At 43.5% G+C, this 13,843-nt stretch carries 13 protein-coding genes, 1 tRNA gene and 1 pseudogene; 5 read left to right on the plus strand and 10 right to left on the minus strand.

Features of this window, described 5'->3' with window-relative positions:
• Positions 1-116: 116 nt before the first annotated feature.
• The 7 genes and pseudogenes from VC188_RS12065 to pgi form a co-directional block, all read right to left on the minus strand.
• A pseudogene (locus tag VC188_RS12065) lies at positions 117-281 on the minus strand (CcdB family protein); the annotation flags it as partial.
• A gap of 44 nt (positions 282-325) precedes the next feature.
• On the minus strand, positions 326-589 hold the full coding sequence (locus VC188_RS09665) for a type II toxin-antitoxin system CcdA family antitoxin (RefSeq protein ID WP_323483803.1): 264 nt from the start codon (positions 587-589) through the stop codon (positions 326-328).
• 70 nt (positions 590-659) lie between these two features.
• The gene (locus VC188_RS09670; RefSeq protein WP_323483804.1) at positions 660-2,045 is read right to left on the minus strand and encodes a phosphomannomutase/phosphoglucomutase; all 1,386 of its coding nucleotides are present in this window, start codon (positions 2,043-2,045) and stop codon (positions 660-662) included.
• A gap of 27 nt (positions 2,046-2,072) precedes the next feature.
• A complete protein-coding gene (locus tag VC188_RS09675; protein ID WP_323483805.1) occupies positions 2,073-3,026 on the minus strand; it encodes an IS30 family transposase in 954 nt (317 codons plus the stop codon).
• A 103-nt stretch (positions 3,027-3,129) separates the two neighbouring features.
• Positions 3,130-3,498, minus strand: coding sequence for a type II toxin-antitoxin system PemK/MazF family toxin (locus VC188_RS09680; RefSeq protein ID WP_323483806.1), 369 nt, complete (start codon positions 3,496-3,498; stop codon positions 3,130-3,132).
• Entirely contained in the window at positions 3,498-3,758 is a 261-nt protein-coding gene (locus VC188_RS09685) for a PbsX family transcriptional regulator (protein WP_215314363.1), read from the minus strand. The genes VC188_RS09680 and VC188_RS09685 overlap by 1 nt, the downstream gene beginning before the upstream one ends.
• 81 nt (positions 3,759-3,839) lie before the next feature.
• Entirely contained in the window at positions 3,840-5,339 is a 1,500-nt protein-coding gene (gene pgi / locus VC188_RS09690; RefSeq protein ID WP_323483807.1) for a glucose-6-phosphate isomerase, read from the minus strand.
• Between the two features lie 100 nt (positions 5,340-5,439).
• On the opposite strand from pgi, the gene VC188_RS09695 reads away from it, so the two are divergent.
• Both VC188_RS09695 and VC188_RS09700 read left to right on the plus strand, forming a co-directional pair.
• The gene (locus VC188_RS09695) at positions 5,440-6,573 is read left to right on the plus strand and encodes an NAD(P)/FAD-dependent oxidoreductase (RefSeq protein ID WP_215314361.1); all 1,134 of its coding nucleotides are present in this window, start codon (positions 5,440-5,442) and stop codon (positions 6,571-6,573) included.
• Positions 6,574-6,593: 20 nt separating this feature from the next.
• Positions 6,594-6,683: transfer RNA gene (locus VC188_RS09700), tRNA-Ser, on the plus strand.
• Between the two features lie 97 nt (positions 6,684-6,780).
• On the opposite strand, the gene VC188_RS09705 is transcribed toward VC188_RS09700, so the two are convergent.
• The gene (locus VC188_RS09705) at positions 6,781-7,107 is read right to left on the minus strand and encodes a hypothetical protein (RefSeq protein ID WP_323483808.1); all 327 of its coding nucleotides are present in this window, start codon (positions 7,105-7,107) and stop codon (positions 6,781-6,783) included.
• Between the two features lie 15 nt (positions 7,108-7,122).
• Positions 7,123-7,425, minus strand: a complete 303-nt coding sequence (locus VC188_RS09710; RefSeq protein ID WP_323483809.1) for a hypothetical protein — start codon at positions 7,423-7,425, stop codon at positions 7,123-7,125.
• Positions 7,426-7,566: 141 nt separating this feature from the next.
• On the opposite strand from VC188_RS09710, the gene hsdR reads away from it, so the two are divergent.
• From hsdR to VC188_RS09725, 3 genes are read left to right on the plus strand one after another with little or no spacing between them, the layout of a single operon-like run.
• Positions 7,567-9,927, plus strand: a complete 2,361-nt coding sequence (gene hsdR / locus VC188_RS09715) for an EcoAI/FtnUII family type I restriction enzme subunit R (RefSeq protein ID WP_323483810.1) — start codon at positions 7,567-7,569, stop codon at positions 9,925-9,927.
• A gap of 37 nt (positions 9,928-9,964) precedes the next feature.
• Positions 9,965-11,425: a class I SAM-dependent DNA methyltransferase gene (locus VC188_RS09720; protein WP_323483811.1), complete on the plus strand. Its 1,461-nt coding sequence runs from the start codon at positions 9,965-9,967 to the stop codon at positions 11,423-11,425.
• A gap of 12 nt (positions 11,426-11,437) precedes the next feature.
• A complete protein-coding gene (locus VC188_RS09725) occupies positions 11,438-13,129 on the plus strand; it encodes a restriction endonuclease subunit S (RefSeq protein ID WP_323483812.1) in 1,692 nt (563 codons plus the stop codon).
• Positions 13,130-13,159: 30 nt separating this feature from the next.
• On the opposite strand, the gene VC188_RS09730 is transcribed toward VC188_RS09725, so the two are convergent.
• Positions 13,160-13,363 (minus strand): AlpA family phage regulatory protein, encoded by a 204-nt coding sequence (locus tag VC188_RS09730; RefSeq protein ID WP_323483813.1) that lies wholly within the window; start codon positions 13,361-13,363, stop codon positions 13,160-13,162.
• Positions 13,364-13,843: the final 480 nt, after the last annotated feature.

Below are 13,843 nucleotides of genomic sequence, written 5' to 3' on the forward strand. Positions count from 1 at the left end.
ATCCTTGGCTAGTTCGTTGGCTAAGGCTTGTAATTTACTACGATCCATTGTGTGATGTTCCATGTGGCTATCCTTCTGTGAAGGTTAATTGGCCGAGGGAACTTACACAAATTTATTTACAGGGTCAAGATAAATTTTTTACCTTGAATTGCAAAGCTAGGCATTAAATCCTCCGCTGAGCTTAAATTTTGATACCTCCCACTTTTCTGGAGTGGTATTACTATTTGGGTATTCAGGCCGTCAAGTAGGTCAGTTTGAACATCAAGAATATAAGGCCTTTTTTTGGTGGGGTGATCGACATTCTGTTAAACGCTAAATCTGACGATTAGAAAGTTCTCCATTTGTCGAGCGGAAGATCCTCTTCATCTGTAATTTGATTGTATTCGCTGATAAATTTTGCATTCTCCAGTTTCCAGAGTCGCTCCTTTTCTTTCCTTACAAGTGACTCTAAAAAGGCATCACATACTTTCGAAATATTGATGCCTAACTTTTTTGCCTCAGCCAATACTTCAGTATTGAGCGTGAGATTAGTAGCCTTTTTTAAGCCTTTTTCTTTGTTATAGGTGCGGATAGAGCCATGGATGATCATGTCTTAATCATAGGCAGAATTTGTACGCAGTCAATATGCGTATAAATTATCTGGGTATAGATCAATATTGTTAGAAGGGCAGCCTAGCATCTGGCTTAGCTGCCAACAATACTGCCTTAAACTCCGCCTGAATACGCTTAATCGCCGCTTCACTATCCGCTTCAAAGCGCATCACTACTACAGGCGTAGTATTCGATGGTCTGGCTAGACCAAAGCCATCAGCGTATTCCACGCGTACACCATCAATCGTATTAATCGATTGCGAAGTAGGGAACTTTGCATTTGCTTTGATGGTCTCCAGCAATGCAAAAGGTTCGCCTTCAGCGCAAGCCAGTTGCAGTTCTGGCGTGCAAATAGCATTCGGTAAATCATTGAGTGTTTTATTTGGATCTTGTTCTTTAGAGAGAATCTCCAGTAAGCGCGCGCCAGTATATAAACCATCATCAAAACCAAACCAACGGTCTTTAAAGAAAATATGACCGCTCATTTCTCCGGCAAGAGGGGCGCCAGTTTCTTTCAGTTTGGCTTTGACTAGAGAGTGGCCTGTTTTCCACATCAAGGGCTCGCCACCATGCTGCTTTACCCAAGTTGCAAGATTGCGAGTGCACTTTACGTCGTAAATAATTTGCCCACCTGGATTACTAGAGAGGACATCCTTAGCAAAGAGCATCATTTGGCGGTCTGGGAAAATCACCTGACCATCCTTAGTGACAACACCCAGACGATCGGCATCACCATCAAAAGCGAGACCTAATTCGTTATCGGTGGTCTGTAGATTTTTAATGAGATCTTGTAAGTTCTCAATATGCGCAGGATCGGGATGGTGATTCGGAAAATGACCATCGACTTCACAAAACAGTTCTTGCACTTCGCAGCCTAAAGCCCTAAATAACTTACCGGCAAATGCACCGCCCACGCCATTACCGCAATCAACTACGATCTTCATAGGACGGGCTAGCTTAACATCGCTCACAATACGATCTAAATACATAGGGAAGATATCAAAGGTACTTCGACTACCTTGGCCCTCAAGAAATTGCTTCGCTTCAATACGTTTACGCAGCGCCTGAATTTGCTCACCATAAATTGCAGCACCACCCAACACTATTTTGAAGCCGTTATAGTTTGGCGGGTTGTGGCTGCCCGTAATCATGATGCCGGACTTGGGTTTCTTGCCATTGATCACTTGGTTAGCGCCAAAGTACACCATTGGCGTAGCAACCATGCCTAAATCAACCACATTGATACCAGTTGATAACAAGCCCTCTGTGAGCGCTTCGATTAAGACAGGGCCTGATAAACGACCATCACGCCCTATGACAATCTCAGTTTCTCCAAGCTCACGCATCTCAGAACCAAATGCCTGACCAATCAGTTTGGCAATGGATGGATCTAAGGTCTCATCAATAATGCCACGGATGTCATAAGCTTTAAAAATAGATGGCGATAGTTGCACAATTAGTCCTTATATTTAATGGTGGATTCAAACACGAAGTGCAACACGGTTTAAAGATTGAGTAAAGACTTCACTTGGTGTTTTAAATCCCAATCGTTTTCTGGGTCTGTTATTTAATTGATCTTGGATCATTCTAAGCTCCTTGTCGGTGACAGTGGTTAAGGCTCTTTTCTTGGGGATGTATTGACGTAAGAGCCCGTTGAAGTTTTCATTCGATCCCCGTTGCCAACTGGCAAACGGATCGGCAAAGTACGTGGTGCTATTTAATGCAGTATCAATTGTGCTGTGTCCTGCAAATTCTTTCCCGTTATCAAAAGTCATGGTTTTGACTAGTGGGGCTAAGGGACTCAGTTTGCTAATGATGGCGGCACTGACTAAATCTGACGTTTTGTTCTTGACCTTAGCCAGAACGGCATAACCACTCTTACGCTCAACTAAAGTTACGACCGCTTGCTTATGGGCCGCTCCAATGACGGTATCGCCTTCCCAGTGACCAACTTGGGCTCGAGTCTCAATATGGGCTGGGCGCTCACTAATCGGTCTTCTGCCAATGATCTGACCTCTACGTTCCCGGCCACTGGCATAGCGCTTCTTGCGCTTCTTTTGGCAGCGTAGCTGCTGATACAGGCTACCACCTGCTGCTTTATCGGCATAGACATGGCGGTAGATGGTCTCGTGGCTAATACCGACCTGATTGGCAATTTGGACTGGGCTCCACTTCTCTAAGAGGCAATCAACTGTTTTACCCCATTCGGCAATAGTAATCTGGGTAGCGTTGCGAGAGCCTAGGGAGCGCTCCTGTGCTAACAGGCAGGCTTGCCTGGGACGGTAACCCCGATTACCCGTGTTACGAGCAAGCTCTCGGCTAATAGTCGATTTATGCCGATCCATCAGCTGGGCTATCTGGCTTTGAGTTTTTCCGTCTTTCATGAGGATGTAAATCTGATATCGTTCAGTTTGGCTAAGGTGTTGATAGGTCATGGCTAATTTGACTTGCAGGTCTAGAAGCTTTGGATACTAAAACATCCTTAGCCACTAGGCGTTTATCAAAGTTGCACTTCGTGTTTGAATCCACCAATACTTATTAGTGAGCAATTTCAATAATGGAATTTAAGCCATCACATGCTTCTTGAAATAGGGCGGGCGGAAGTGTTTTCCAAGGGTGTGGCCTTGCATTACGTAAACGCCAATCAAAGGACTTTGGTTGGTGTGTCAATATATAGACTGGGTCAGCTTTGCCAGTCGAGAACTTAATTGCAAATGGGTTTGTTTCATTGGACTTGGCATGGGTCATTGGAAGCCCAATTACAAGGCCAGTTTTTTCATTGAATGGTTTTGGGGAAATAACAAGCATTGGGTGTTCATCTTTCATTTCTTTTCCTGATTGGGGATTGAAATTAATCCAAATCATATCCCTACGCTCAGGAACCCATAGCCTTAACTTTTCCATCATTAAATGATCTCTTTTCCAATGGGTTGTGTATCCATGATTTCTCCGCCATGTTGTTTTGGATCAAAGGCCTTTAGTTTTTGACTAAGGCTTAACTTTGGCTTTCCCACAACCCTGAGGAGGACACCGTTTTTCACAACTTCTACTGAAATTGGCATGCCTTGAGAAAGGTGGGCTGCTTTAGCGACCGGAGAGGTAATCCTCACGCCTAAGCCATTACCCCATTCCTGAACTGTTTGCTCTACTTTAAGTGCTGGAGCCATAATTTACCTCCCTGTACATGTATAAACAAGTTTAAACATATAATGATTGGATGTCAAGAACCCCGCTAATACAGGTTTTTGCTAGCTACTTAATAAATTAATTCGCGCGGCAGTGACAGCATCAATATTGTCATTGGCCTCTATATGAGAAGCATCAAGCAGGGCTTTCTCAATTGGTTTAGCTAGGACTTTCCCAAACTCCACCCCAGGCTGATCAAAGCTATTAATATTCCATAGCGCGCCAAGACTTGCTGCACGGTTCTCATAGAGAGCAAGAAGAGCGCCGAGATAAAAAGCATTGAGTTCTGGTAGAAGTAGTAGGTTGCTTGGGCGATTGCCTGGGTAAACATCATTCGGATTGTTCGCCTTCTTGCCGTGTGCCAAAGCTTGAGCTTGCGCCAAACAATTGGATAGCAAGATGCGGTGATGGGCTAAAGCCTCAGGGCGATCGCTCATGGGCTTACGTACTGCAATAAAGTCAATCGGAACGACATCACTACCTTGATGCAGTAGCTGAAAATAAGAATGCTGCGCATTGCTGCCAGCACTACCAAATACGACTGGTGAGGAGTGTTTTACCGGTTTGCCCTGTCGGTCAACCGACTTGCCATTGCTCTCCATATCGAGCTGTTGCAACCATTTCGGAAACCAATCTAAAGCATCTGCATAAGGAATGGCCGCATAGGCCTTAATGCCAAGGGTTTCTTGTTGATGCAATAAAGCCAAGGCCATGATGACTGGCAGATTTTGTTCTAGTGGCGCACTCTTAAAATGCAAATCCATAGCATGTGCACCTGCTAAGAATTGTTCAAAAGTCTTAAAGCCATATTGCAAAGCAATCGGCAGACCTACGGCAGACCATACTGAGTAACGGCCGCCAACCCAGTCCCAAAATGGGAAAATATTATCTTCCTCAATGCCAAATACTTTAGCGGCTGTAACATTTGCAGTCACTGCAAATAAAGAATTCGCTATCTGTCCCTTTGTGCAGTCATTATCTTTAAGCCAATTGACTACCGCCTTGGCATTCATCATTGTCTCTAGGGTAGTAAATGACTTTGAAACAATGATGATGCGGGTGCTATTAGGTTGTGCACGATGCAAAATACGGGCTAGCTCAGCAGTATCAATATTGGCTAAAAAGTGCATGCGCATACCACGGCTCTCAATGCCGGGAACATGGGCAAGGGCCTCTATTGCGAGGCGGGGACCAAAGTCAGAGCCGCCAATACCAATGTGAATGACATCAGTGACACCTACCCATTTATTGCAGAGCGCTTCAATGCGTCGCCATACATCTGTAATAGCTGGCATGACATCTTCCCCATCTAGCATGGCGGGTGATTTAGAAAGATTACGTAGCGCAGAATGAAGAGCAGGGCGATCTTCGCTCAGATTAATATGTTTACCAGCAAACATGTCGGCAATAAAATCTTCAAGCTTGGATTTGCGGGCGAATGAAAATAACTTATTCCACTGCGCTGCACTGATATTTTGATACGCAGTATCAAGCACCATATCGACAGCTGTATGAGTGCTAGCGGCTATATTTTCTGGGTTTTGCATAGGTCTAGAAGACATTACTAGATTTTATCAAGAAGGGCTGCAAAATTCCCTAAAACACTGAAAATGCTAGGAATTCGGTATATTCGGAGTTATGAATGCAAAGCGGGACAAATAGATGGAGCAAGTTGACTGTGTCGTGATCGGCGCTGGGGTGGTTGGTCTTGCCGTGGCACACGAGATGGCACTCCAAGGTCGTGAAACGATTGTGCTAGAAAGAGAAGGCTCTTTTGGCACGATTAGTAGCGCTCGCAACAGTGAAGTGATTCACGCTGGCATCTACTATCCAAAGGATTCACTCAAAGCAAAACTGTGTGTAGAAGGCAATCGACTCCTCTATGAATATTGCCGCACACATCAAGTGGGAACCCAAGCTTATGGAAAATTGATCGTTGCTGATGAATCCCAAATCAACGCTTTACAAGCGATTCTCTATAAAGCACAAAATAATAGTGTGCCAGGAATACAGATGATTTCAGGTGAAGCAGCAAAGATACTTGAACCTAAACTCAAATGTGCTGCAGCAATACTCTCAGAAAGTACCGGTATTGTTGATAGCCATGGTTTTATGCTTTCGCTGGTTGGTGGCTTTGAAGATGCAGGCGGTATGATCGCATACCATTCACCACTGATGCGCGCAAAGCCGATTGGAAAAGACGCAGAGGGCGGTTTTGAATTAGAAATTGGTGGCGCCGATGGTATGAAAATCAAAACCAAAATCTTGATTAACTGTGCTGGTATGAGTGCACCTGCAATTGCACAAAAGATTGAAGGCCTAGAGAAGAATCAAATACCCAAAGCATATTTTGCTAAAGGTAATTATTTTTCACTCTCGGGTAAATCACCATTTACCCATTTGATTTATCCCATTCCAGAACCTGGTGGTCTTGGGGTGCATCTCACTTTAGATATGGCTGGACAAGCGAAGTTTGGTCCTGATGTGGAGTGGCTTGATATCGAAAATGAAGAGGAAATTGATTACACGGTAGATGCGGAAAGGGGAGAAGGGTTTTATGCAGCTGTGAGAAAGTATTGGCCAGAGCTCAAAGATAATTCCTTGCAGCCAGATTATTCGGGGGTCAGAGCCAAAATAGTTCCACCCAATACCCCCGCAGGCGACTTCTGTTTCAACACCCCGCAAGAGCATGGCCTACAGGGCCTCTACAACTTGTATGGCTTTGAGTCCCCAGGATTAACCTCCAGTATCGCCATTGCTAGGTATTTAGAAGGAAAAATCAAAAATTCCTTATAATCTAGGGCTGAAATCGCAAAGGAAGAGTGGCAGAGCGGTTGAATGCACCAGTCTTGAAAACTGGCGAGGATGAAAGTCCTCCGTGAGTTCGAATCTCACCTCTTCCGCCATATACGACAGCAGAGCCCCTAATCATGGGGCTCTTTGTTTTTGGGGCTCCTCTACCCACCACTCTACCCACCACACAAACAGCGTCTCAATTTGGACCTAATTAGATCCCTTTAGGTTATGTATTTGCGAGCTACGTTCAGCAAGGTATTCATAGACATCAAAAGAGCGTAGATTCTCGGCGCCACTGATGGTTGGGACATCGCCGTGATACAGAAAGTCAGCAACTAGCTGGTCAGCACTTTCGGCCAGATTTACGCGAGAATTCAAAAAATCATCAACTACCTTTTTGCAGCTATTGATGGCTTGGTTCAAATCATCGAATTTACCTATGTGTAGCCAAGGGCTCTCACTTAGAGGGCGCCGTTCGCTAAACATAGCTACTGAAAATTTTTGAGAGCAATTGGATGAAAGGTATGTAGTCATACCTCCATTATCCAATCACCAACCCTTGATACTGGGTACTTGATTTACCTGTGGGGGTGTTCCGATCGTTGTATTGGGTGGTGTGTAAATAGGCGCCTGAATATTTCCCTGGTACTGACCTTGGGCCCCGTAGAAATTGGTTTGGTTGCCTTGCACTTGAGCAGACCCTTGAAATGCACCAGTAGCGCCATATGAGTTGGAGACGCCATTGGGAGAAGTTTGTATATAACCCTTGTACTCTCCATTTGGCCCGTATACGGCCTGTCCATAGGCAATGCACGATATTAGCAATATGGCTAAGCAAAATTGATATTTCATGAGCTTTCCCCTGTGTGTGGTGATAAGTGTATGCCCATAAAGGCTCAGATAGTGAGCTTCGTAAGCAAACTCCAAAAATGCCAGTAAATGACTGATTTCCTTATATTATTAAGGGATGCATATAACTTTTGGCATTAATGAATGAGTAAGAAATCCCTTAGCGAACGTGATATTTGTACTAAGTTCATTACGCCAGCCATTTTGAAGGCTGGATGGGATCTTCATACTCAAATTCGTGAAGAATTAAGCTTCACCAAGGGGCGCATCATTGTTCGCGGCAAGTTGCATACACGTGGAAAACAAAAGCGCGCCGATTATGTCCTTTATTACAAGTCCAATATTCCAATTGCCGTAATAGAGGCCAAAGAAAATAATTTAAGCGTGGGTGCCGGAATGCAGCAGGCACTAGATTATGCGGAAACACTTGATGTGCCATTTGTATTTAGTTCAAACGGTGATGCATTCTTAATGCACGACCGAACTGGTCTGGCAGATAAGGTTGAACAAGAGCTTTCTTTAGAGGCATTCCCAACACCAGAAGAGCTGTGGGCGCGCTACTGCAAATGGAAGGGCGTAAATACCCCTGAGGCAAAAAATACGGTAGAGATGCCTTATTACGATGATGGCACTGGGCGCGCTCCAAGGTATTACCAAGTCAATGCAGTGAACAGAACAATTGAAGCTGTGGCCAATGGCGCTAACCGTATTCTGCTGGTAATGGCTACTGGTACTGGCAAGACTTACACAGCCTTTCAGATCATTTGGCGCTTATGGAAATCGGGTACCAAGAAACGTATTCTATTTTTAGCTGACCGCAACATCTTGGTAGATCAAACCAAGAATAACGACTTCAAGCCATTTGGCGCTGCGATGACTAAGATAAGTAAGCGGCAGATAGATAAGAGTTATGAAATCTACCTATCTCTTTATCAGGCAGTGACAGGCACAGACGAAGAGCAAAATATCTATAAGCAATTTTCACCAGATTTCTTTGACTTGATAGTCATTGATGAATGTCATCGTGGCAGCGCTGCAGAAGATTCAGCTTGGCGCGAGATATTGGCTTACTTTTCTTCCGCCACTCACATTGGCTTAACTGCCACACCAAAAGAAACAAAAGAGGTATCAAGCATTACTTACTTTGGCGATCCTGTTTATAGCTATTCACTGAAGCAGGGGATTGAAGATGGCTTCCTTGCACCCTATAAAGTTATTCGGATCGATATCGATAGAGATCTGCAAGGCTGGAGGCCTAGTACAGGTCAGGTAGACAAACGCGGGCAAGTAATCGAAGACCGTATCTATAACCAGAAGGATATGGATCGCACCCTGGTATTGGAAAAGCGCACGGAGCTCGTAGCTAAGAAGATAACTGAATTCTTAACTGCCACCGATCCATTCGCTAAGACCATCGTATTTTGTGATGACATAGATCACGCAGAGCGGATGCGCCAAGCCTTGGTTAATCTAAATCCAGAGCGAGTCAAAGAGAATCGCAAGTACGTAATGCGCATTACCGGTGATGAGCAAGAAGGCAAAGCTGAGCTTGATAACTTCATTAACCCAGAAGAGCGTTACCCAGTAATTGCTACCACCTCTAAGTTAATGACTACCGGTGTAGATGCGCAAACCTGCAAGCTAGTTGTGCTTGATCAACATATCAAGTCCATGACTGAATTCAAGCAAATGATTGGGCGCGGAACCCGTATTAATGAAGATTACGGTAAGTACTGGTTCACCATCATGGACCTTAAAAAGGCTACAGAGCTTTTTGCAGACGAAGCATTTGATGGGCCGCCAATTGTTGTGTACAACCCAGGACCAAATGATCCGCCTACGCCACCTGAAGAGCCTGGCGAAGAGGGTGGTAGTGGAGGCGGTTTACCGGGTGGTGAAGGTGGAGATACTGGCGGGGAAGGTTTTCCACCTGGGCCAGAAGGCAAGCGTGCCAAATACTATATTGGTGATGTAGAAGTCCATGTGATTGCTGAACGTGTTCAGTATTACGGACCTGAAGGTAAGTTAATTACTGAGTCATTGAAAGACTACACCCGAAAGGCAGTGCGTAAAGACTATTCAACCTTAGATGAATTCCTAAAGAGATGGACTTCTGCTGACCGTAAAGCGGCGATTATTAAAGAACTCGAAGAGCATGGAGTCCTCCTTGAAGCACTAGCTCTGGAGGTAAGCAAAGACTGCGATGCATTTGATCTAATTTGTCACGTAGCTTTTGATCAACCTGCGCTAACTCGTAGAGAGCGTGCTGAGCAGGTGAAAAAACGTAACTATTTCACCAAGTATGGCGAACAAGCCCGCAAGGTTCTCGAGGCTTTGCTTGAAAAGTATGCAGATACCGGCATCGAGAATATCGACGATATTAAGATTCTGACCCTGGATCCATTTAGTAAAATGGGCACAGCAAGTGAGCTTGTATCAGCCTTTGGCGGTAAGTCAGGCTATATAGCTGCATTGCATGAGCTAGAAAACCAGCTCTACGCCTAAAATTCATAGCAATACCAACAGATAGGCTTTACCACTTATGAGCATTAGTTCAACTATTAAATCAATCCAAGACATCATGCGCAAAGACGTAGGTGTCGATGGTGATGCCCAGCGTTTAAGTCAATTAGTGTGGATGCTCTTTCTTAAGATCTTTGACGATCGTGAGAGCGAGTGGGAGTTACTGCAAGACAAATATAAATCACCGCTTCCAGAAAAATACCGCTGGAGAAATTGGGCGGCTAATGCTGAGGGCATGACCGGCGATGAGTTAAAGCAGTTCTTAGACAATGATCTATTCCCAGCACTTCAAAACTTAGAGGCTAAAGGCGGCGATCAACGCGCTTACGTTATTCGTTCGGTATTCGAGGACGCCTATAACTATATGAAATCTGGTCAGTTGATTCGTCAGGTAATTAATAAGATTCAAGAGGGCGTTGATTTCAACAAAGCCCAAGAGCGTCATCTCTTTGGAGACATGTATGAGCAACTCCTCAGGGATTTGCAAGCAGCAGGTAATGCAGGCGAGTTCTATACCCCAAGAGCCGTAACTGAATTCATGGTGCAAATGGTTAACCCACGCCTTGGTGAGAAGCTAATGGATCCAGCTTGTGGCACAGGCGGATTCTTATCATGCTCAATTGAACATATCAGAAAACAAGATGTCAAAACATTAGAAGACGAAGCACAACTTCAAGGCAGCATTTTCGGCATTGAGAAAAAACCAATGCCGCACTTACTCTGCACAACTAACATGATTCTTCATGGTATTGATGTACCAAGCAACATCCGCCACGACAACACCTTGGCAAGACCACTAATCAGTTGGGGCCCATCAGAGCGAGTGGATGTGGTTGTAACCAATCCACCTTTTGGCGGCATGGAAGAAGATGGAATAGAAACTAACTTTCCAGCTGCATTTAGAACTAGAGAAACGGCCGATCTTTTCCTGGTGCTTATTATGCAAATGCTCAAGCCAGGTGGTCGCGCTGCGGTAGTTCTCCCAGATGGATTTTTATTTGGAGAGGGTATCAAGACCCGTATTAAAGAAAAGCTTTTAGAGGAGTGCAACCTTCATACTATTGTGCGTTTGCCTAATGGGGTATTTAGCCCTTACACCGGCATTAAGACCAATCTTCTCTTCTTTACCAAAGGGAGCCCTACAAAAGATATATGGTTCTATGAGCACCCATACCCAGATGGGGTGAAGAGCTATAACAAAACCAAGCCAATGAGGATCGAGGAGTTTGATGTAGAGCAAAAATGGTGGGGGAATGAAGGCGATGTTTTTGCAGGTCGGAAGGAAAGTGAGTATGCATGGAGAGTAGGTATCCTTGATATCAAGGAGAGAGGCTATAACCTTGATCTCAAAAACCCTCATATTGATGAACGTGAGATTCATGATCCCGAGGTTCTTCTGAAGCAGTATTTTGAAGTTCAAAATCAAATTGCTTCAATAAGAGATCAAATTAAAAGCGCACTTAAAGCTGCCTTAGATTAAAGGGTAAATTTCTTGAAAACTTACCACGATTTATTTATTAAAAATATAGATATTTTTGCGCTGGCTTTAAATGAAAATAAGACTCGCAGAGGACGTCAGTCTAATGGGGAGCAGGGGGGCTATGGTGTAATTAAGCTTAGGAGTCTGATTTTAGATTTAGCTATTAAAGGATATATATCGGAGCAATTTGAGTCCGATGAGCCCTCTCATCAATTGATTCAAAGAATTTTGGTTAAAAAGAGCGAGGTCTTATTACGTCAAAAAATTAAATCTGATTTTAATGTCGCTTCCAAGAGGGTTGACATGCCTTTTGACCTACCGAGGAGCTGGGTATGGGCTACGCTTGGCGATATAGGCTGGACCCAAACTGGCTCAACTCCACCCAAGAATGATCCCAGCATGTTTGGATCTGAAATCCCTTTTATTAAGCCTGCAGATATTTATAAAAATCATGTTAACTATAGCAATGAGGGCCTATCTATAGAGGGCGCAAAAACTTCTAGCAGAATGGCCAAGGCAGGTTCATTGCTAATGGTATGCATAGGAACAATTGGTAAATGTAATCTAATAGAGCGTGACTGCTCTTTTAACCAGCAAATTAATTCATTAACCCCTTGTTTGATGAATTCAGATTATTTATTGTTGGCGCTGAGATCAAATTATTTTCAAAAATCTGCATGGGCTAAATCCTCCAGCACTACAATCCCGATTCTCAATAAGGGCAAGTGGGAGAAAATCCTTATTCCAATACCCCCTCTCGATGAACAACAGAGAATTGTGGATAGAGTTAATGAGTTAATGACATTATTTGACATCCTTGATGTTAAGAATTTGGATTTATTTGATACTCATAACTCTTTAGTTAATGAAGTTCTTGCTAATTTAAATAAAAAAAGAAATTCTTTTGAATTTGAAAAGTCTTGGGGTGTTGTTGTCGCTAATTTTGACACTCTATTCACCACGCTAAATAGCATAGGAAGCCTTAGAAGAACGCTTTTAAGCCTTGCTGTTACTGGAAAATTAGTTCCGCAAATGAAGTCTGAAGACTCTGCGCAAAATCTATTTTCTAATATTCAGGCGCATAAATACAGATTCTCTCCAAAGGGTAGGAAAACACCAAATCAGACTCAGGCTCTTATCATAAATCGTGACGAGCTTCCTGATGGTTGGGTAGTCTACAAATTTGGTGATTTAGTAATCAATCGCGATTCTGAGAGGGTGCCAGTTTCAGCAGAGGCGAGGCAGGCCATGTCTGGCGAGTTTGATTATTACGGAGCATCGGGAGTTATCGACAAGGTAAATGATTATCTTTTTGACGAGCCTTTACTTTTAATTGGCGAGGATGGTGCAAATCTAATCAATAGATCCACTCCGATTGCTTTTATGGCTCATGGAAAATATTGGGTAAATAATCATGCCCATGTACTTGGTGGAATTAGCGTGGATTTTTTGCGTTACTTGGAGCTTTATATTAATTCAATAGATTTAAGACCTTACATAACTGGTACCGCCCAACCTAAAATGAATCAAGCTAAGATGAACAGTATTGAAGTTTGGATCCCCCCCGCTGCAGAGCAACTACGTATTCTTGCAAAATTGGAGGAGCTGCTCGATTTCTGTGATCAGCTTGAGCAAAAAATCAATCAGCTGAATGTAATGAAACGCAAGATTGCAGACGCTCTCGTTGAGCAGGCATTGGCCTAACCCCTGAGAATCCTCAGGGGCCATCCAATCTTAAGAATTGCCCATCCTTTCCCGTAGGTAGGCCTGTACCTGCTCTATCGTCCAGAAGGATGAGCGACCAATCTTGATGGGTTTTGGAAACTCACCTTTCTGAACCATCAGCCAGAACTTAGACTTTGAAACTGGCATCACCTTAAGTATTTGCGGAATTCTCATTAGGGTTATAGGTGGCGTTTGTGGATTCGTATTACTCATGATTACCCCCATGGCGGGCGCGCTTCATATTTTTGCGATACACCTGCAAAGCCATCTTCGCAGAACTCATTTTTGTGTATCCATAAGAGCGATACAAGCTGTATAACCGAATTGCCACCATTAAATTTATCTCCTGTTGTGTGTTGTTGTAAGCGAATGTGTGTGCTACTGAGTTGCAATGTAGTCAATGAAATTTAGGTGGTCAATCAAAAGTCAATACCCACTTTATAAACACAAATTAATTTTTGACTACAAAAAAATATTTATTCCTAGAAGTAACAAAAGCCAATTAAATAAGGCACTACAGCCTAGTCAGTAAATTCTGATAGAGCTAAGAGAATGGTGGACACGCGTAGATCAATTAAGACTTCGACTCAAGAAATAAATTCTCATGAATTTTTCAAAATGGGATTACAGACATTTATTAAATAAATAAATTAAAAATAAATTCAGAAAAAACGCGTTTGACGATACGCTTTC

The sequence above is a fragment of the Polynucleobacter sp. MG-28-Ekke-A2 genome (assembly GCF_035012985.1).
Taxonomy (GTDB): Bacteria; Pseudomonadota; Gammaproteobacteria; order Burkholderiales; family Burkholderiaceae; genus Polynucleobacter.